Below are 19,220 nucleotides of genomic sequence, written 5' to 3'. Positions count from 1 at the left end.
TTGGGGTCGCAATTCTAGAGCCGACTATTTTGGCCGGAAAAATGCCGCCTTTTTGCCGCCGCGACCCTTCGAGAAGGGCCGTTCCTGGATCAGCAGCAGGCTCTCATGCCGGATTGGCCCCGATGGTGATGTTGCCGCGGCTAGCGGCACCATTTCTCGACGGCGATTACAATCGCCTTTGTGCAATCGACGAGATCGCGCACCGAAACGCGCTCGTTCGGCTGATGCGCCTGCGCCGGATCGCCAGGACCGAAGTTGACGGTCGGGGTGTTGCCAAGGCCGGTCGGCAGGCCGATGTCGCTATGCGCGCCAAAGCCACTCAGGACCGGCGACAGATTGGCTTGCTTGACGGCCTGCTGGAAGACGCCGACGAAGGGATTGTCCGACGGGATCTCGGCGCAATCCGCATCGAGGATCCATTCGACCCGGGCAGGGTGCTGGCGCAGATAGGGATCAGCCTGGCAGACATTGGCGATATGCTCTTCGATTTCGCGCTTGACGTTGCCGCCCAGCTTGAACTCGTCATGCTCGCTCGGCAGATACTGCGCGTCGATGATGATCTCGCCGCGGCCCGCCATGGAGGAGGGATGTTCGCCGGCACTCATCTGGGTGACGATGATCTGGTTCGGCAGGTCCATCAAAGGATGGTTCTTCTTCGGATCGAACATCCAGCGCCGGTTGAGAATATCGATGCCGTCGAGGATTTGCCGGCAAAGCTGGACAGCATCGACCGGGCCGCTCGAATACCAGGCATTCGGCGTCAGTTCCGCGTGCCCGCCTATGCCGTCGATGATGATCCTTCCCCACAGAATGCCGTGGCAAAGCGGTGCGATCTTGTTTGCCGTCGGTTCGGTCATGATGCCAGCGTCGGCGTGAAAGCCGCGATCGACCATGGCGAGCGAGCCCATGCCACCGATTTCCTCATCGACGACGGTGGTGAAGACGACGTCGCCGGACAGGGGAATGTCGAGCTCCTTCAGGATCTCGACGGCCATCAGCATGCAGGCGACGCCGCCTTTCATGTCGACCGTGCCGCGGCCGTGCAGAAATCCGTCCTTGAGGACTGGCTGGAACGGGTCGGTCGTCCAATGGCTGGCGGCGCCCGGCGGGACGACGTCGATATGGCCGGTAAGCATGATGGAACGTCCGCCGCCCGTGCCCTTCAAGACGCCGCCGAGATTGGGTCTGCCCTCGAACGTCCGGCCCTTGTTGGCGCCGGCGCGCCCCTTGTATTTTTCGTAGAGCGCCGGGCCGTCCGGATCCCACAGATCGGTCGAGAAGCCGAGCGCCTCCAGGCGCTTTTGCAGATACAGCTGGCAATCACGCTCGCCGGGGCCGGCATCCCTGGGATTCGATTTCACGATCGAGGGGAAGGCGACGAGATCGCTCAGTGTTTCGACGATGCGATCGGCGGTTGCCTCGACGCGCGCGGCAATGATCTCTTCCATGGACGGCATTATGATCTCCAACGTTGGGAAAGTCGGTCGGCGAGAAGGACGAAAACAAGAAGGGCGCCGACTATTCCCACCTGCCAAACCGTGTTGATGTTCAATTGCAGAAGACCGGTCTTCAGCGTGACCAGCAGCAGGACGGCCGCGAACACGCCGCCAACGCCCCCACGTCCGCCGGTGATGGCGATGCCCCCGAGCATGGCGGCAGTCAGCGATTCGAGCTCGAGGTTCTGGCCGATATTGGGCCTGCCGCTGCCGAGCCAGGCGATCGAGACGAGACCGGCGGCGCCGGCAAGTGCGCCACTCAAGGAGTAGAGAATGAAGCGAACCCGGTCGACCGGAATGCCGACCAGTCTAGCCGAGCGTTCGTTGAAGCCCATCGCGTAGATCCAGCGCCCCCAGGCGGTCGAGAGCAGCACCAGGCCGGCAAGCGCGAAGCACGGGATCGCAAGGGTGAGAAAGGGCACCGGGATGCCCATGACGACGCCGCGCCCCCACAGGAGCAGCCAGGAGGGCACGCCCGCCTGCGCCGCGCCGCCGGTGACGGCAACTGCAACGCCGGAATAGACAAAGAATGTGCCCAGTGTCGCAATGAAGGGCAGGAGGGCGAGCCCGTTCACCAGCCATCCGTTCAAGGCGCCCAGCATCGCGCCGGCAAGAATGCAGACGACAGGCAGCAGAACGGGCGGCAAGCCCAGCTTGACGGAAAGCATTGCAACGATGGCGGAGAGCGAGACCGCGCCGCCGACCGACAGGTCGATGCCCGCGCCGCCGGCCAGGATGACCAACCCCTGTCCAAGTCCAACCAAGGCCAGGATCGTCGAGAATTGCAGGATGGTGGTGACGGTGCCGAGATTGTAGACCGAAGGCTTGAGCACCAGCAGGCCCAAGATCACGATCAACCACAGCCCGCACAGCAAGGCCAGGGTGAGGGCCGGGCCCTGCAGATTCCTGAGCGTCTTCATGCGCGGGCTCGCAGGAGCGGGACCAGAGGGAAGCGATTGGAAACGGCTTCGAAGCCAAGCACGCCAATGATGAGAATGCCGGTGACGACGGGCTGCCAGAGAGAAGGGACACCAATCAGAAGCAATCCGTTCTGGAGAATTCGCAGGAGAAGCACACCGAGCACGGTGCCGATCAGGCTGCATCTACCGCCCAATATGCTTGTGCCGCCGAGAATGACCGCGGCAATGGCATCGAGCGCCAGCGTGCTGCCGATCGTCATTTCCACATTGCGGTAGGTGGCGACATAGAAAGTGGCGGCAATGCCGGTCAGAACGCCGCTGATGACGAAGGTCATGAAGCGGGTCTTGATCACGGGGATGCCTGACAGCCGCGCCTTTTCCTCCGAATTGCCGATCGCCAGCAAGTGCAGCCCATAAGGGGTTCGCCGCAACGCCAGCCAAACGGCCAGATAGGCAATCGCAATCACCAGGGCGGGGACGGGGACGCCAAGCACGGTGGTTGCAAGCAGATCGGTGAGGCTCGAGGGCAGGCCGGAAAGCCATTGCCCGCCGAGAAGGACGAAGACAGCGGTGCGGTAGACGCCGAGCAGGCCAAGCGTTCCGACAATCGCCGGAACGCGGCCGAGGACGACGACGGTGGCTGTAACACACCCCAGCAGCGCGCCGACCATGGGGCCTGCAACAAGCGCCAGCAGCGGATTGCCGCCGGCACCAAGCACGCGACCGATGGCGATCGCCGCGAGCCCCATGACGATGCCGATCGACACATCGATGCCGCCCATGGCGAGCAACAAGGTCATGCCAAGGCCGATCAGCAGCAGTTCAACGCTGTTGCGCAGGACCGTGGCTGCATTGCCAGAGGTCGCGTAATGGGGCGATACGACAGAAAAGAGGATGATCGCCAGCAAACAGGCGACAAGCAGAGACCACTCCCGCCCGTTCATGGAGAAGATACCGTTTCCAAACTGTCGCACCGCGTACATGCCGGAGCTCAGAAGTTGAACTTGTCGACGTTGTCCTTGGTAAAGACAGCCGGCGGTCCGAGCAGCAGAATGCCCTTCGCGGCATCGTAGGTGACCGGCTTGTCGAGGCCGGCAATCTTGTTTTCCGCCTCGAAGGCCTTGCCGTCGATCAGCTGCTTGCCGGCCCAGACGGTGAGATAGCCAAGCTGCTCGGGATCCCACAGCACGGTGAAGCCGAAGGCGCCGCTCTTCAGGTAGGAGCGTGCCGTGTTCGGGCTGCAGTAGCCCGCGCCGATGACGGAGCCGATCTTGCCGGCGGTCTCGATTGCCTGGGCAACACCCGGGCATGTCGAGGATGCGACTGCGATGATGGCCTTGATATCGGGGTTGGCGGCCATGAGATCGCCGGAGATCTGCGCGGCGCGCTCAGCGGTGCCACCGGCGAATTGCGGCGCGAGCAGCTTCAACTTCGGATATTTGGCGGCGGCTTCTTTCTGCATGAAGCCGATCCAGGCGTTAAGATTGGACGCCGTCGCTTCGCCGGAGACGATGCCGATCGTCGCGTCCTCGCCAACGCGCTTGACGAGTTCGTCGACGATCGTCGTGCCGAGGCCTTCGTCGGTCGCCTGGGCCACATAGACCGCGCGGCCGCTATCGGGTGCATCGCTGTCGCTGGTGAACAGCTTGATGCCCTTCGCCTTGGCGCTCTCGACAACAGGGGCGATGCTGGAGGCATCAAGGACGCTGACCGAGATCGCCTCGACGCCCTGATCGATCAGGTTCTGGACGATCTGCAACTGGTCGACCGGATTGGTGTCGACGGGACCGGAATAGATGAAATCGACGCCCAGATCCTTGGCGGCGCGATTGCCGCCGGCTTCCATGGCGTTGAAATAGGGAATGCCGATCAGCTGCGGGACGAAGGCGACCTTGTGTTTGTCCGCGGCGTGCGCTGCCGTCGCAACGACGAGTGACAGTGCGGAGGCTGCGAGCACTTTCTTGAACTGTGAAAGCATTGTGGTTTGATCCTCTCTGGAAATGACGTGCGTTTCAGTTTGGTTTTTCAAGCGCCCGCACGTCGGGATGAGCGCCTGTTATGAGCGAAACGACTTCCTCGTGATTGGTCTCGGCCGCCAGCCGTTCGGCCACCTTGCGGCCGCGCCTGAACACCACGATCCGGTCGGCAACTTCGAAAACTTCGGAAATGTTGTGGCTGATGAGGACGACGGCACAGCCACGCGCGGCGAGCCGCCGCGTCAGCGTCAGGACCTTGCGGGTCTCGGCGACGGCAAGGGCTGCCGTCGGCTCATCCATGATGACCAACCTGGCATTGAGATTGAGCGCCCGGCAGATGGCCACGGCCTGGCGTTGGCCACCCGACAGGCTGCCCACCGGTGCTTCCGGATCGGAAATATGGGCGTCGAGTTCTTTCAGCAGGCCATCGACGCGCTGGCGCATTTCCTTGCGCTTGAGAAAGGGTATGCCCAAAATGTAGCGTTTCAATTCACGGCCGAGAAAGACGTTTTCGGCAATCGACAGATTCTCCGAGAGCGCCAGTTCCTGGAAGATCGTCGCGATCCCCGATGACGCCGCGTCCTTGGGCGAAGAAAAAGCCACCGGACTGCCCTCGATGACCAGTTCGCCATCGCTGGGCGGATGGGCGCCCGCCAGGATCTTGATGAAAGTCGATTTGCCCGCGCCGTTGTCGCCGAGCAGCGCCAGCACCTCGCCGGAGCGGATTTCCAGGTCGACATTGGCAAGCGCGGTCAGCGCGCCAAAGCGTTTGGCGATGTTCCTGGCCACAAGAAACGGTTCTGTCATGGCGGTTCCCCCGGCGACTGCGGTTGGCTAGACGGCCTTGCTGACCCAGCGGAGCACGTTGGTCCAAAGGCGCGCGTAGCCGGGCCATTCGACAAAACTGTTCGGCAGCCAGTGCGGGCCGATATCCGACGTCCAGACCAGCGTGCGCCCTTCGCCATGACGTCCGGTGACCAGCAAGGGATGGCTGCCCTGGTCCTGCGGCAGCCGCGCCAGAACCTCGACATCGTCCCGATCGCGAGCAACGACCTCGTTGGCGCCGAGCAGCAGCGGCCAGTCGCCTTCGATGCCGGCAAAAATCGGATGATCCCTGGGGCCAATGATCGAAGGCCGAAACCCTTCGGGAATTTCAAGCCGGTCATCGTTGGGAAGGCAGGTCACCGGCAAGGCATCCTCGACAGCCGTGCGATGCCAGCGGGCCTTGCCGTCGATGCCCTGGAAGCTGAAATAGCCGCCGATCATGATCAGGCCGCCGCCAGCCAGCGTCCAGTCGCGCAAGAGTTTGAGCCGGTTGGGGACCGTCTTGCCGTGCAGCCAGACATCGGGATGGAGCAGGAGCGAGTTCGCGCCAATGTCGGACAGGATGATCGCCTTGTATTGCGACAGGCCCTCCATGGTGAAAGGCAGCTTCTCGACAGCCTCGTGGGCCGGCATGTAGTCGAGATCGAATTCACTGTCTTTCAAGGCGTCGACCAGAGGCGTTGCCCCGAGATGAAAGGTGACGCTGCCGAACTGATCGAACCCCTTGTAGTGGGTCGCCGAACTCACCCAGCTTTCGCCGACCAGAAGGACCTTTGTTTTCGCCATGATCATCTTCTCCTGATGTCGCCAGATGGGACGGCTTGTCTGCTATAGGTCGAAAAGTCGATAAGCCGTTGATTCAGCTTGCCATCATGGCGCTGTTCGCCAGGGCGGCAGCCTTCAATGTTGCAAAGTCCGCGATATATCCTTGCGCGCCTTCGACCGTTGTCGTCAGGCTCGCGCCAATCGCCGCATAGCGGGCGGCATTGTCCAGCGACGCGCCGTGCAGCCAGAGGCTGAGGAAGATACCGGCAAAGCTGTCGCCGGCGCCCGTCGCATCGACGCGATTGACGGGCAGTGCCGGCACCTCGATCTGCGGGCCGCCGTTTGCCGGAAATACGACCGCGCCAAATTCGCCGAGGGTGAGCACAACCGTTCCGCGCCGCTTGATGCGTGACAGCATCAGCCGCACCTCTTCGATCATTGTCGCCATCCGGGTGCGAAAGTCGAAAATCTCCCGCATCATCACGTCGTTGATGAAGGTCAGGTCGATCTGTCTGATCATCTGCGTGAAGGTTTCCGGCGTGCGCGCGCTTTTGGGCAGGCCGGCAGAATGCAGGCTCACCTTCCATCCGGCCTGATGAAAGCGCGCGATGGAAGCGGTCATCGTTTCATAGTGAAAGCCCTCGATGTGAAGGCAGGCGGGACGTTGCTCGGGCTGGATATCGAGATTGGCGGTCAAATCGACCTCGCCAAGCTCAAACGGTTCGCTGATGATCGTGCGGCTGCCATTGCGCTCGATAATCACGATCGCCTGCGAGAGGCGGTTGTTGGGCGTGCTGCGGATCGGCAAGGCATGGACGCCCAGTTTCGAAAGCGCGCCGAGCGCCCAGTCGCTCTCGGCATCCTCGCCGACCGCTGTCGCCAACTCCACGTCAAGAGCGTAGGGCGCTCCGACGCCGGCGGCAGCAACCGCGAGATTGGCCGCTGGCCCGCCCAACGCCTTTTCGATGTGGCTGGCGGTGATCCGGTCGTCGCGATGCGGCAATACGTCGACCCGGCACAGGAAGTCGACGCTCACCCGGCCAGCGACGAGAAGCCTTGGCAGATGGTCCAGATTTTTTGGCCTGCGTGGCGCGCGGCCCGGCAGCGAGCGCGCAAACGAGCTCGGCCGGTACATCAGTGCGGCAACCGCCTTCTCGATGCGGTCGCGCGTGCCTTCCTTGAGGCCGGCCGTCCCATTGATGAAGTTCGACACCGTTCCGATGGAAACACCGGCGGTTCGTGCGACATCCGCTATGGTTGGGCGCTTGCGCTGCAATTGCCTGGTTCCGATTGAAGCGTTTCAAACGGTAGCAGCGGAAATCCCGCCCCTCAACGAAATTATCTTCTAAAGAATGGGAGATTATTCTTCATGGTTGGAAGATTGTCCCGAAGTGAAGTTGATTTTCGGATCACTCTTTCCGAAATTGAACAATTTTCAAATTTTCGGCAAAAAATTGTGCATACGAATTTTCTGCATCTTATTCGATCGGCGGGGCCCGATCGGGCGTTCGGCGCAGGTCCTATTTATCGCGCAATGGATCACGCCGGGTCGCGTCAATGGCCTGGAAACAGCAATGCCGCCGGGCGAAGCCCGGCGGCATCTTCTTTGACTGCTACTGCCGTTTGGTCGCGATGGCTACGGCGTCTCCGCCGCTTGAAGCGCGGCGGCCATTTGGTCGATCTTGTCGGCAAGGACACCCTCGGCCCAAGCCGTGACATCGGCGTCGACGGGCTTGTTGGCCATGTCCGTCAGCGCCGCGTCGAGCGATGCCGGATCGGTGCCGACCGTTGCCGCGTCAGCGGTCGCCTGGGCCTCGTCGGCCGTCGCGTTGTCGGCGTCGACAACGGCCTGCTGAGCCGTGATCTGATCGTTCAGAGCCTGGATTTGTGCAGGCGTGGCGGACGGGTCCGCCTGCAGCGCGGTCAGATCCGCCTTCAGGGCATCCAGTTGGGCCTGGGCGGCGGCCGCTGTGGCGGCTGCCGCGTCAGCCGCGGCCTGGGCGTTCTTGGCTTTCGCGGACTGCGTCACGAAGGCCTGAATGGCAGCGAACTTCTTGCTCTTGGAGTTCATATAGGCGTTGATGTTGCGCTGCAGCGAGTTCAGCCGGCCGAGCTTGGCATGGATGTTCTTGTCCTTGGGTACGGACGCGACCTTGGTAGTCGTATCGACCGTGGTGTCCGCCTTGGCCACATGCCCTGGGGCCGATGCGGACTTGCCATGCGACGCCCCGCTCTTGCTATGCGAAGCCCCACTCTTGCCATTGCCATTGCCGCCGGCATTGCCACCGCCGCCATTGCCGTTGCCACCACCGTTGCCATTGCCACCGCCGTGCCCGTTGCCAGCGAGCGCCGGAGACGCCAGAAGCGCCAATGCGGCAAGCGCCGCGAACAGAGTTTTTCGATTTGTCATGGTGTCTCCTCGGGAATCGCCACCTCCGCCCAACCGCTAAAGCAGCGTCGTATGAGAAATCGCTAATTGTGCGGAGTAAACTTTAGACAAAAGCGGTTTCAATCTGCGATCTGGCAGCCTGCATGCGCCATAATCATTTGATATTCCATACAAATCGACCGCTGCGGCACCGAAGTCCCATGCCTGCCAGACCATAGTCCTAGCTGCCAACCAGCGGCACGGTAACGATCGTCGAGTGGTCTGTCGGAAAGGCGTTGAAATAAGGAAGTCGGTGGGCGCGATCCAGCGCGGCGCCACTCACCTTAGAAACCGGCGCCACCCTCTTCGGGGTATCGGCTTTGCGACGTAGGCGCACCGCTCGCCGGCCTCGGATTGACGCGCGACTCTTTCGCTGCAAAGGTATATTAACGATTTGTTTACCAAGCGTCAGTCACGGCTGGGAATTGGGGGAAATTTGGAACCGTTTCTGGGTGTCAACCGCCTCAATTGGGATGATCGGGCCGAACTGCATTCGACCGACACAACAGGCAGCTACCAGATCGAAAATGTGCTGGCAGGCGGCTCCAATCTCTATGAACTGGAAACGGGTGAGGTCGGTGATATTGTCGGCAAGGATGTCGTCCATTTGCAATGTCATATCGGGCTCGACACGATCAGCTTGAAGAATCTCGGCGCGGGCAGCGTGACTGGCCTCGACTTTTCACCGATGGCGATCGCAGCTGCGCGGGATTTCGCTGCGAAGGCAGGCACTGACGTACGCTTCGTGGAAGCGCCATTATTCGAGGCGGTCGAAGCGCTCGGCCGGACCTTTGACATCGCTTACGTTACCTGGGGTTCGGTAAACTGGCTGGATGACGTGTTCCGCTGGGCGCGGGTTGTTGCCGATCTCCTGCGACCAGGAGGCCGGCTCTATATGGCCGAGGGCCATCCGTTGATGTTCCAGTGCGATCGCAAAGCTGCGGCGCTGGAGTTGAAGCACGACTGGCGGACGCCAACAGCTCGACCACTCGCCTGGAACGAGGAACGGACCTATACCGGCGACGACCGCATCTTGAAACATCCTCGCTATTATGAGTGGATTCATCCGATCAGTGACGTGGTGAACGCGCTGATTTCAGCGGGGCTGACGCTCGATTTTCTGAATGAGCATGACACGGTTTCGTGGCAGCACTTTTCATTTGCAGTGAGGGCCGGCAAGGATATGTACGGCTTGCCAAAGACCTCTCCCAAGATCCCAATGGCCTATTCTATTGGCGCGACGAAGCGTAGCGTCGGCAAGGTACCATATCTTGTTGCTCCTAAAGCGATTGAGGGCCACTAGCCGCACTGTTGAGCATGGACGACAGACCCGTCGCCTGAGCTTCTCTGCTTGAGGCAGACCTGCTCGTGAATGGTCAGAAGCGGCTGGACAACCGACAGAAACTCCTGACAAGCAACCATCGCCGAGACTTCTCGTCTGAACGGTGATCCCATCGATCCTCTGAAGTGCAGCCCGTAGTCCTTCAGTATCGCGCAGCTATGGTGCCGACAACATAGCTGCGTCAGTGGGCGTAAGCAGCGTGAAGATGTCAAGTGGAGCCGGCGGCTAAAGCGCGTCGCGTCGAAACGGATTCATGCGACTCGCTTTAAGTCTTTGTTTCTATGCATGTCGTTGCCTCAAAACCGAGGCCACTTTTGAGCGACATGCATTAGTTCCAACCATTCCGGAGGGACCAGGAACGACATCAACGGTCGGAAAGTGCAAAGTTTTCCGGACTGTGAAGTTCAAAATTAATTAATGAAAGCTAATGTTCCATCGGCGGGTCGATCCGAGAACCTGAATAACACAGGGGAGTTTCACCCTATTGGCTTTTTTCGGCGCTAGGTTCGGCGGCATAAAGGATGCCGTTTTTTCCTCGGCAAATATTCCGGCCGCAGTGGCGGTTTTGGTTATTGTCATCAGCGCAGCGTATGCCGACCATCAGAACAAAATCGTCTCGGACCAAGCCGCCCGCGCGGATGTCCTGGTCAAGGTCAATCTGATCCGCGCCAAGCTAGAAGGGAACATCAACGGAAACCTTCAACTCGTGCATGGGCTAGTCGCGACGGTCGTGACAGAACCCTATATGGGACAGCAACGCTTCGCTTCGCTCGCGAGCAACCTGTTTGGCGGGGACTCGCAATTGAACAATATTGCCGGCGCGCCCGATCTGGTCGTTTCCTTGATGTACCCGCTAAAGGGCAACGAGAAAGCGGTGGGCCTCGATTACCGAAAGGACGATCGGCAGCGTGAGGCCGCGCTACGGGCGCGAGACGAGCGCAAGTTGATTCTTGCCGGTCCCGTCGACCTGAAGCAGGGAGGCCAAGGCTTCGTCGGCCGTTTTCCGGTTTTCGTGCGGAGTGCGGGCAACACGGAAAGGTTCTGGGGCATCATTTCCGCCGTTGTCGACGTGCAGCGCCTTTACAAGGCGAGCGGCCTGTTTGACGATGATCTCGGGATTGACATCGCGCTCATCGGTAAAGACGCCCTCGGCCCAAGCGGAGATCAATTCTACGGCGATGCGGGCGTCCGCAAAAGCAATCCAGTGACGGCCGAAGTTCTGCTCCCGTCAGGTTCGTGGCAGATCGCAGCCATCCCCAAAAATGGCTGGCCTTCGACGCCCGGCAACGCGTGGTTCTTGCGCGCGATCATGGCCGCGGCAGGGGCGCTGGTTGTGATCCCATTCTTGGTCACAGGTCGTCTGATTGGCGAGAGACAGCGCAACTATGCGGAACTGCGTCGATTGTCGAGACGCCTAGAACTCGCTTTGGAGGCGTCGGCTATTGGCGTTTGGGAACACGATCTCGCGACCAATGACCTGTCGTGGGACGACCGCGTCAATGAAATATATGGCAAACCCAGCGATGGAGGACGTCGCGGCTACTCGGATTGGGCGGGCGCAATTCACCCCTTGGATTTAGCCGGCGCCAACGCAGATTTCGACAGTGCCGTGGCCAGCCGCGGAACATATTCGTCGGAGTACCGGATTGTTCGTCCGGATGGCGAGATTCGTCATGTCCGATCCAAGGCGACCATATACCAAGCCCCAAACGAGACGCCCAAAATGATTGGTGCGGAATGGGACGTGACAGCTGACGTCCTGCTAAACAGCGATCTGGTTCGCGCGAAACAATTGTCCGAGTCGAAAAATGCAGAACTCGAGGCGGCCAAGGCGCGCATAGAGCATATCGCGCTTCACGATTCGCTGACCGGTTTGCCCAATCGTCGTTACCTCGACCAGCTGTTGGAAGAGTACGCAGCAAACGCCAGGCGCGACGGCGGTTATGCGGCCCTGCTTCACATCGACCTGGATCGGTTTAAGCACATCAACGATACGCTTGGCCATGCTGCGGGTGACGCGATGTTGGTTCACGCATCTGCCGTCCTCCGATCCAAGGTCGAGGATGGGGGATTCGTCGCTCGGATCGGAGGAGACGAATTCGTCGTCCTGTGCACGGTGTATGACGATATCAAGCAACTGGCGCTGCTGGCTGACCGCGTCATCAGCCAGATGAGCGAACCCGTTTACTACCAGGGCCATCGATGCCGTTTTGGTGTTAGCGTGGGAATTGCAGTCGACAACGGAAAAGACGCCGAAGCCAAGCACCTGCTGGTGAACGCCGACATCGCGCTTTACCAAGCCAAGAGTCGTGGGCGCAATCGACACGAATTCTTCACTGAGGCGATGCAAAGCGAAATCGTCGACACAAAGCGGATTGCCGACGAAGTTCTCGGCGGCCTTGAGCGCAACGAGTTCATAGCCTTCTACCAGCCCCAATTTAGCGCAAAAACGCTCGAAATTGTCGGAGTCGAAGCGCTTGCGCGATGGAGACATCCAAAGAAGGGTATTTTAGCACCGGATGTATTCCTAAGGATTGCAGAAGAACTAAATGTCGTCTCGATGATCGATCGAACCATACTGAACCAATCGCTTTCGGATTTTGAGGACTGGTCTGCTGCTAATCTTCATATACCGCGTGTATCAGTTAACGTTTCGGCGCGACGCCTCCAAGACGAAGAGCTTATAAAGAGCTTGGCAGAACTAAATATCAAGAAGGGAACAGTTTCGTTCGAGCTTGTTGAGTCCATTTTTCTTGACGAAAACGATGATTTGGTAACTTGGAATGTCGATCAGATTAAGCAACTCGGCATTGATATAGAGATAGACGATTTTGGTACGGGCTATGCCTCCATAGTCAGCCTGCTCAAGCTGCAGCCTCGCCGACTGAAGATAGATCGGCAGCTGGTCATTCCAATTGTCAACTCGCCGCAACGAAGGCAGGTTGTCTCGTCGATCATTGAAATCGGCAAGTCCCTGGGTATCGAGGTCATTGCGGAAGGCGTCGAGACGATGGAGCACGCACGGGTACTCAAGGGCTTGGGCTGCGACATACTGCAAGGCTATGCCTTCGGGCAGGCGTTGGATTCCGACGGTCTAAAGGCCTTTGTTCGATCTCGGCGTCTACGCGCGGCCAGCTAAATGTCAGACCCGGCGTTTGACTGGCACGATTGGGTCGACTGGGCGATCGTCCCCCGCCTTCGGCCATTCCCGCGGCCGCGCTGGTGCATCATTTCGTGCTGAAGGAACAGCTGCTCGAACGCATGCTCTTCAGACGTGGCAGCAATAGCGCATCCCGGGGGACTGCCGCATTAGCCCGGTTCATTCAGGGCAGCAACAAGACCTAAAGCGCGTCGCGTTTGAGCGGATTCAAGCGACGCGCTTTAGGTCTTTGTTTTATGCATGTCGTCCTCCCAAAACCGGGGCCACTTTTGGGCGACATGCATTAGATCAGCAGCAGGCCCTTCATGCTGGAATGGCCTTTCCGCCCGATGATGATGTGGTCATGCACGGCGATGCCCAGCCGCTTGGCCGCGTCGATAATCTCCTTCGTCATCTCGATGTCCGCGCGCGACGGCGTCGGATCGCCTGACGGATGGTTGTGCAACTTCCTCTCGTCGTGAGCTATCTGGTTGAAATATAACGAAAAAATACATATCTACCATAGTATGAGGATCGGCTTCTGGGGGCGGTATCGAATGCTCCTTAGTCACGAATCACACTCACTCACCGCCTTTCATGCTGAATCCCTTTGACGCTCGGCAGGCCACTGTATTCTTTCGATCCCACGTCTCGAGTTCCTCAATTGGGTACAACACAGCTTTGCCAAGCTTGACGTACGCCGGTCCAATCCTCTTCGCTCGCCAATTTCGCAGCGTTCCAAGAGAGATGCTGCCACGATAGCGTTCCGACACTTCCTCAGCAGTCAAAAACTTCCTGGTGTCCATCAGGCTCTCCAAATGTCCGGAGTCGGGAGCATGTGAGCGGGCTTAAGCACGCTCCCGAACCTTGGATCATGTAGTTACGCGGCCATGAGTGGATATGTTCGGGGGAAATGTAAGCCGCTGAGCTAGGGAGTACGAGCAGGGGATATGCCAGGATAGAAATCGGATCAACTGCCAGCAAAATGTGCAAGGTCGGTGAACCCCGGCCGGCCGGAAAATGAGAGGGTGATCTTCTCCTGCACCATCGCCTCGACGCGTCCGCTTCGCGTTGATGTGAGAGACGACGAATTGGAATGAGGCGATCGAAATTTAAGGCATTCCAGACGAAAAATGACCGGCGCCCTCGCTGGGAGGTTGCCCGAATGGCGCCGGCCAGACGGTCCCTTTCAGGTCCGCCGCTCTCTAGATATAGCTGAGTCTTTCCGCTGCGCCAGGTGGTTGCGGACTACGCTTTGGCTTTCCGCTTCGCGGGTGCTTTCTTGACTGGTGCGACGGGTTTAGCCTTGCGACCAAGCCCGATAGACTTCGCTAGTTGCGAGCGCTGAGCGGCGTAATTCGGAGCTGTCATAGGGTAGTCGTGCGGTAAGTTCCATTTGGCGCGGTAGGCGTCCGGTGTCAGGCCAAAGTCCGTGCTAAGATGCCGCTTCAGGGATTTGAACTTCTTGCCGTCCTCGAGACAGATAATGAAGTCCGGCGTCACCGACCTCTTCGGGTTGACCGCGGGAGTTTGCGGTTCAACGACAGGCGAGATCGGCGTGCCAAGTCCGGACAGCGAAGCATGAACCGATGCTATCGCTTCCGGCAAGCTAGACACCGGCAATGGATTGTTGCTGACATATGCTGAGACAATGTCGGCGGTTAACTCTGCTAGTTCGGCAGAGCGGGTATCGGTTCGGTTGGTCATTGGTGGTCCTTTTATCTGACTTATCCCCTCTCTATTGGTTGATGATCAACGACGCAACCGCTCTCCTGATCCTGGACTATCGAACTGCAGTGGAGCCGACGCAGAATTCGCACGGTCTTCGGACAACCTCTTGAAGTTATTTCAGAAGTATTCGCGACCGTAGAACTAAAGAGGCTCGTGGAATGAACTTGCCTGCCCAGGATCCGGATTGGCTGGGGTTCCTGGAAGCTTTTCGAACTTTCTGTCGTGCGACTCCCGTTGAGATGAGCGCGCTTCTGAAGGAGGTGGGGCTGTCTGGATCCGCTGTGATGAAACCTTGATCTAAGCATCTATGGGGGTTCGAGTCGGTAGACCGCTACATCGCGCGACCCACTATCGACGAAGCACTCTTCTGCTATCGGCGACGCTCAGTCTAAAGCGCAAACGTCGCCGAAGATGGTTCCGACAGCTTGGCCTCACTAGGCCCTGGGTTTGCGTTTAGCAGGAGCCTTTTTGGCCGGCGTTGGCTGCGGTTTGCGCCCGAGCCCTGCCGCCTTTGCGAGCGTCGATCTTTGAGCCGCGTAATTCGGCGCAACCATCGGGTATTCCGGCTTCAATCCCCACTTCTCGCGGTATTCGTCCGGCGTGAGCCCGTAGTGGACCGCGAGATGCCGTTTGAGTGATTTGAATTTCTTCCCGTCTTCCAGGCAGACGATGTAGTCCGGCGTTACCGACCTTTTCGGATTGATGGCGGGTTCCTGTGTGGGCAGCTCGGCCACATTCGGCTGCCCAAGGCCTGTCAACGACGAATGGATCGACGCGATGAGGTCTGGCAACCCAGCGACGGGCAGAGGATTTTGGCTGACATAGGCAGAGACAATGTCTGCCGTCAGCCCGACCAGGTCGGCCGTCGCGGCTTCGTTTTGATCGCTCAAGTATTCGCTCCTGATATGGGTCAGAGCCCGCTTCGCCCATTTGTCGTATATCGCAATTTCGAACTGTGCCGAGATAAATCTACCAGCCTCTTCGATCCCCGGTCATGCCCAAGTGCAGTTCGTCAATGTTCGTTTGAACGTGAGATCCGTAGAGGTGTTCAAGCTCGCCATCACCAAGACTGCGGGCAGTTACCGCCCTTGCACCACACTTGCCGGTTCGGTGTGTTTGCAATCTGGGAACTGATTGCAGGCACAAAACATCGATCCGCTTTTGCTTCGCCGCTCAACCAATTGGCCCACGAGGCAAGTTGGACATTGCCTTAGATTGACGCCGTCGATCGTCTCGAAGCGAACGTCATCGCCGGCGATCTCGCAAAGTTCACGGATATAGCGGGATGGCTGACGGAGGCTGGTGAACATGTAGACGCCTCTGCTGGCACGCGTAAGCGCGACGTAGAACAGGCGTCGTTCTTCCGCGTAGGCGAAGGTCTCGGGGCGGGGAATGACCAGGTTCAGCAGTTCATCGTCTTCGATGCGGCTTGGCACGCCATAGTTGCCCTCGCTGACATCGAGCAGGACCGTATAGTCGGCCTCAAGGCCCTTGGCTCGGTGAAACGATAGCCCGGCCACCTCAATGTTGGCAAAGGACGGTGCCTTTCCTTCGAAAGGATCAAGGACGTTGTAGCGCCACAAAACCAGAACCTTGAGCTTGTCGCGGTTTTCGTCGCGCCACCGGTCGGCAATGCCACCCAAAGCGGCATCAAGCCGTTCGAGCAGGCGCAAACAAGCCTCCGCGAAGTCCGGCTTGTCGCGTTTGTCGTCGATGGGAATGACCCGGATCGATCGCGAGACGGCCGGGCGCGTCGAGCGGACGGACTTCTTGATCTGTTCGGGATTGCGCTGGACGAACCTAGCGGCCGTTTCGGCAATGAGCTGGTTACAGCGATACGTCTGCTCCAGGCGCCCCTGCCAACTGGTCCCGAAATTCGCTTCGAACCGCGTAAAGATCGTGATGTCCGATCCGGCAAAGCGATAGATCGACTGCCAGTCGTCTCCGACCGCGAATACCTTGCTGAACGCTTTCTGCTGCTTGAGCGCCTTGATGAGGTTAGCGCGCGGCTCGGAAATGTCCTGAAACTCATCCACGAGAATCAGGGAGTATGGGCTTCGATATCGGCCCGTCTCAACCAGCCGCACCGCATCGGCGATCATCGAATCAAAGTCAATCCGCCTGGTTTCCTCTAGCTTTCGGGAATATCCCTGAGTGATCATCCAAACTACGCGCGCGAATAGCCTCGCACGCTCCTTGTCGTGCAAGGTCTTGGCACGTTCGAGCAGCATGTCGGGAGTGAGGTGGCTGGCGCGTATATGCTTCAAGCATGTGCCGATCAGCTGGTGATAGTGCTTGATCACCACAGGATCGAGCGCCTTCGTGATTTGGGCGTAGGTCTTGCGCTCGAAAGGAATGGAGCGCCGCGCCAGTTCGGATTCGAGCGTGGTAAGCAACGTGTCGTTACTGGCCTGAGCGGAAGTGGTCTCGAAGAAATCGATTTCATTGCGGCGATATGCGAGCCGCTTTTTTTCGGCGTGGTCGGCATAGTCCGCAAAGGGTGAGCTTCCGTCCGCATTGAGCGCGAAATGCTCATGCACGGTTTCGGTCTGCGGATAGTAGAAGTCGGGATGCAGATGGCGGACCGTGCCACCGTCTTCCTCTACCGCAATCTGCCGTTCGTATTCGAAGGTGACGGAATGCAGCCAAAGCCAGTTGGCGATCTTCTGCTCCTGCAACGACTTTACGACCACGCCGGACAGGGAACCGATCGTGGCGCTACCCTTTCGAAGGCTGTCCGACACGTAGCGCTGATAGTCGGCCTGCCCGTCGAACACATCGACGGGGATGTCGGCCTTGGGATGCACAACGAGAAGGTCGCTCCACAACCGCGAGAATTCTGGATCACTCTCCACCAGGTTCTGGATAATCGCCTCGATGACCTTGGTTTCGCCAGCGGGATGATCCACCCAGTTGGCGAGCTGGGGTGGTCGGCCCTCGACATCCTCGATGATCCCGCGCCCAAGCGCATGAAATGTCGTGACGCGACACTCCAAGGCGTCCTCCGCGACCCGCAGCTGGGCGGCGATCCTCGTCCTGAGTTCATCCGCTGCGTTTCTGTTGAAGGCTAGCAGCAGGATCTCGTCAGGCCGGTAGAGCTGCTTCTCCAGGACGTAGGCGACCTTGCCCACTATAGTCGCGGATTTGCCGGACCCTGCCGAGGCGACGAGCAGGTTGTTGTCCTCCAGGCGGATGCAGGCCTTGCGCTGCTGGTCGGAAAAGGAACGCCGGTCGAGATCATCGAAGAACCACTGGAACTTGGTCAATTCCGAGCTGACGAAAGCCTCATTGTAGGCGTGTCGAACGCTTGGGTCGGTTATCATGGCGAATGAAGCCGGCAGGGATGCTTTGAGCCCCGCAGGCATCAAGTTTGGGTCGAGAAGTGGATGAGAGAGGGCCGCTGCCGCGGCGCCAGGAACGCTCGCGATAGCCCTGCCGAGATCGGCCTGCGCAAGATACTGTCTCTCGCCTTCGGTAATCTCCCGAAGCCTGTCGTCGACCTCGATCAGGCGCTTCTTCTCGGTGGCGATCAGCCCGAAAAGGTGAGTGTTAATGAAGGCATGAAGGTCCGCGGCCAGCTGTGTGGCCGCGTCGCCCGATAGTGCCGACAGCGTGTCTGTTCTGCCGCGAGCGCGTATCTCGACTGTGTGCCACAAGAGGGCCTTGCTGGTCGAAATCGACACGACATCAAGGCAGCTAAGCTCGACTTCGCTATCTTGAGCCAGCCGGAAATGTCCCGACAGTTTGGGGTCCAGGGTCAGCTTCCATTTTCCCGCCGGAAACAACCGCGCAAAGAAGCCAGGGCGGTAGGTGCGCGAGCGGCCAGATAGCAATTTAGTCAAAGCCACGTCTCGTGCGCCCAGTAAGCAAATGGTGCCGAGGAGCCGACTATCATGAACAGATTGAGATGTTCCAAATTATCCCGGTACTCATGCTGAATAGTGCCTGGGTATTTCTCAGCGGTCGCTGGAGCGTGATCCGTTGCTACGGGCGCGCATTTGTCATGTCCGTCGGATTCGGCGCTTGCAAGCATGTCATCGAGTTGGCGATGGATTCGGATAGGGGGCTGCTGGGTTCTGGCCTTGAAGCTCGTCGGTAGCCGGGTGTGATTGCTTCGGCCTTCTCGGCGGAAGCGTGGTCAATGCAGTGACCTTTGTCGCTACCTCATCAAGGGTAGCGGTGAGACGGTTTATCTGCGAGGCCGTTGCTGCGAGTTCCGGTCCGTAGCGGGTGACGAGATATTCTCGGTTCTGGCTGAGGGACTGGAGATGCTTTGCCGTTTTGACGCGAAGGCTCAGCCCGGCCTCTAAGGCGTGTTCCGTCCTCGCTGACAGGTCGTGCTGCATCTTGCGGATCTGATTGTGATTGAGCCCAAAGTGGAGCAGAAGCGCAGTCAGATAGAGTTCGATCGCATGGATCGCCGCCATTCTGAACGGTGCTCGTGTAAGCGGCTTGCCGGGTAGGCCGAGCTGAAGGAGAAGGCTTGCTGCTCTGCGGTATTCTTCAGCTAGGGCGTGAATCTGCTGTGGGGATGCAAGCTCACCAGGATATTTGCGTTCATCGAGCGTCATTAGCGCAATGTAAGGGCACTATGGGGA

16 protein-coding genes and 1 pseudogene are annotated in these 19,220 nt (G+C 59.1%); 3 read left to right on the top strand and 14 right to left on the bottom strand.

Features of this window, described 5'->3' with window-relative positions:
• Positions 1–140: 140 nt before the first annotated feature.
• The 7 genes from ACFFNA_RS23950 to ACFFNA_RS23920 all read right to left on the bottom strand — a co-directional run bounded on the left by ACFFNA_RS23950 (position 141) and on the right by ACFFNA_RS23920 (position 7,258).
• The gene (locus ACFFNA_RS23950; protein ID WP_378922099.1) at positions 141–1,457 is read right to left on the bottom strand and encodes a M20 family metallopeptidase; all 1,317 of its coding nucleotides are present in this window, start codon (positions 1,455–1,457) and stop codon (positions 141–143) included.
• On the bottom strand, positions 1,457–2,416 hold the full coding sequence (locus ACFFNA_RS23945) for an ABC transporter permease (protein ID WP_378922097.1): 960 nt from the start codon (positions 2,414–2,416) through the stop codon (positions 1,457–1,459). The genes ACFFNA_RS23950 and ACFFNA_RS23945 overlap by 1 nt, the downstream gene beginning before the upstream one ends.
• Positions 2,413–3,360, bottom strand: coding sequence for an ABC transporter permease (locus ACFFNA_RS23940; RefSeq protein WP_378922095.1), 948 nt, complete (start codon positions 3,358–3,360; stop codon positions 2,413–2,415). The genes ACFFNA_RS23945 and ACFFNA_RS23940 overlap by 4 nt, the downstream gene beginning before the upstream one ends.
• A 47-nt stretch (positions 3,361–3,407) precedes the next feature.
• Complete coding sequence (locus ACFFNA_RS23935) at positions 3,408–4,394, bottom strand: autoinducer 2 ABC transporter substrate-binding protein (RefSeq protein WP_378922093.1); 987 nt, start codon at positions 4,392–4,394, stop codon at positions 3,408–3,410.
• 34 nt (positions 4,395–4,428) lie between these two features.
• Positions 4,429–5,199, bottom strand: a complete 771-nt coding sequence (locus tag ACFFNA_RS23930) for an ATP-binding cassette domain-containing protein (RefSeq protein ID WP_378922091.1) — start codon at positions 5,197–5,199, stop codon at positions 4,429–4,431.
• 27 nt (positions 5,200–5,226) lie between these two features.
• Positions 5,227–6,003, bottom strand: coding sequence for a glutamine amidotransferase (locus ACFFNA_RS23925; RefSeq protein WP_378922089.1), 777 nt, complete (start codon positions 6,001–6,003; stop codon positions 5,227–5,229).
• 73 nt (positions 6,004–6,076) lie between these two features.
• Complete coding sequence (locus ACFFNA_RS23920; RefSeq protein ID WP_378922087.1) at positions 6,077–7,258, bottom strand: carbohydrate kinase family protein; 1,182 nt, start codon at positions 7,256–7,258, stop codon at positions 6,077–6,079.
• Between the two features lie 76 nt (positions 7,259–7,334).
• Here ACFFNA_RS23920 and ACFFNA_RS23915 point away from each other — a divergent pair, with 76 nt between their 5' ends.
• Entirely contained in the window at positions 7,335–7,592 is a 258-nt protein-coding gene (locus ACFFNA_RS23915) for a hypothetical protein (RefSeq protein WP_378922085.1), read from the top strand.
• Between the two features lie 26 nt (positions 7,593–7,618).
• On the opposite strand, the gene ACFFNA_RS23910 is transcribed toward ACFFNA_RS23915, so the two are convergent.
• Positions 7,619–8,392 carry a hypothetical protein gene (locus ACFFNA_RS23910; RefSeq protein ID WP_378922084.1) on the bottom strand — a complete coding sequence of 258 codons (774 nt, stop codon included), beginning with the start codon at positions 8,390–8,392 and terminating at the stop codon, positions 7,619–7,621.
• A 454-nt stretch (positions 8,393–8,846) separates the two neighbouring features.
• On the opposite strand from ACFFNA_RS23910, the gene ACFFNA_RS23905 reads away from it, so the two are divergent.
• Together ACFFNA_RS23905 and ACFFNA_RS23900 are read left to right on the top strand one after the other, a co-directional pair.
• On the top strand, positions 8,847–9,713 hold the full coding sequence (locus ACFFNA_RS23905; protein WP_378922082.1) for a class I SAM-dependent methyltransferase: 867 nt from the start codon (positions 8,847–8,849) through the stop codon (positions 9,711–9,713).
• A gap of 595 nt (positions 9,714–10,308) precedes the next feature.
• On the top strand, positions 10,309–12,891 hold the full coding sequence (locus ACFFNA_RS23900) for a bifunctional diguanylate cyclase/phosphodiesterase (RefSeq protein ID WP_378922134.1): 2,583 nt from the start codon (positions 10,309–10,311) through the stop codon (positions 12,889–12,891).
• Between the two features lie 304 nt (positions 12,892–13,195).
• Here ACFFNA_RS23900 and ACFFNA_RS23895 read toward each other — a convergent pair.
• The 6 genes and pseudogenes from ACFFNA_RS23895 to ACFFNA_RS23870 form a co-directional block, all read right to left on the bottom strand.
• Positions 13,196–13,357 (bottom strand): annotated as a pseudogene (locus ACFFNA_RS23895) (JAB domain-containing protein); the annotation flags it as partial.
• A gap of 115 nt (positions 13,358–13,472) precedes the next feature.
• Entirely contained in the window at positions 13,473–13,697 is a 225-nt protein-coding gene (locus ACFFNA_RS23890) for a helix-turn-helix transcriptional regulator (RefSeq protein ID WP_378922080.1), read from the bottom strand.
• Positions 13,698–14,139: 442 nt separating this feature from the next.
• Complete coding sequence (locus tag ACFFNA_RS23885) at positions 14,140–14,598, bottom strand: Ros/MucR family transcriptional regulator (protein WP_378922078.1); 459 nt, start codon at positions 14,596–14,598, stop codon at positions 14,140–14,142.
• A gap of 458 nt (positions 14,599–15,056) precedes the next feature.
• Entirely contained in the window at positions 15,057–15,512 is a 456-nt protein-coding gene (locus ACFFNA_RS23880; protein WP_378922076.1) for a Ros/MucR family transcriptional regulator, read from the bottom strand.
• A gap of 189 nt (positions 15,513–15,701) precedes the next feature.
• Positions 15,702–18,464 carry a UvrD-helicase domain-containing protein gene (locus ACFFNA_RS23875; RefSeq protein ID WP_378922074.1) on the bottom strand — a complete coding sequence of 921 codons (2,763 nt, stop codon included), beginning with the start codon at positions 18,462–18,464 and terminating at the stop codon, positions 15,702–15,704.
• Positions 18,465–18,656: 192 nt separating this feature from the next.
• Positions 18,657–19,193, bottom strand: coding sequence for a hypothetical protein (locus ACFFNA_RS23870; protein WP_378922072.1), 537 nt, complete (start codon positions 19,191–19,193; stop codon positions 18,657–18,659).
• Between the last annotated feature and the right edge of the window lie 27 nt (positions 19,194–19,220).

Source organism: Mesorhizobium kowhaii (assembly GCF_042431665.1).
GTDB lineage: Bacteria > Pseudomonadota > Alphaproteobacteria > Rhizobiales > Rhizobiaceae > Mesorhizobium > Mesorhizobium kowhaii.
This window is presented reverse-complemented; position numbering and strand designations above follow the sequence as displayed.

Coding starts and splice junctions, on each gene's coding strand:
- ACFFNA_RS23950 (WP_378922099.1), bottom strand. CDS start 1,457: ATGCCGTCCATGGAAGAGATCATTGCCGCGCGCGTCGAGGCAACCGCC.
- ACFFNA_RS23945 (WP_378922097.1), bottom strand. CDS start 2,416: ATGAAGACGCTCAGGAATCTGCAGGGCCCGGCCCTCACCCTGGCCTTG.
- ACFFNA_RS23940 (WP_378922095.1), bottom strand. CDS start 3,360: ATGAACGGGCGGGAGTGGTCTCTGCTTGTCGCCTGTTTGCTGGCGATC.
- ACFFNA_RS23935 (WP_378922093.1), bottom strand. CDS start 4,394: ATGCTTTCACAGTTCAAGAAAGTGCTCGCAGCCTCCGCACTGTCACTC.
- ACFFNA_RS23930 (WP_378922091.1), bottom strand. CDS start 5,199: ATGACAGAACCGTTTCTTGTGGCCAGGAACATCGCCAAACGCTTTGGC.
- ACFFNA_RS23925 (WP_378922089.1), bottom strand. CDS start 6,003: ATGGCGAAAACAAAGGTCCTTCTGGTCGGCGAAAGCTGGGTGAGTTCG.
- ACFFNA_RS23915 (WP_378922085.1), top strand. CDS start 7,335: ATGGGAGATTATTCTTCATGGTTGGAAGATTGTCCCGAAGTGAAGTTG.
- ACFFNA_RS23910 (WP_378922084.1), bottom strand. CDS start 8,392: ATGACAAATCGAAAAACTCTGTTCGCGGCGCTTGCCGCATTGGCGCTT.
- ACFFNA_RS23890 (WP_378922080.1), bottom strand. CDS start 13,697: ATGGACACCAGGAAGTTTTTGACTGCTGAGGAAGTGTCGGAACGCTAT.
- ACFFNA_RS23885 (WP_378922078.1), bottom strand. CDS start 14,598: ATGACCAACCGAACCGATACCCGCTCTGCCGAACTAGCAGAGTTAACC.
- ACFFNA_RS23870 (WP_378922072.1), bottom strand. CDS start 19,193: ATGACGCTCGATGAACGCAAATATCCTGGTGAGCTTGCATCCCCACAG.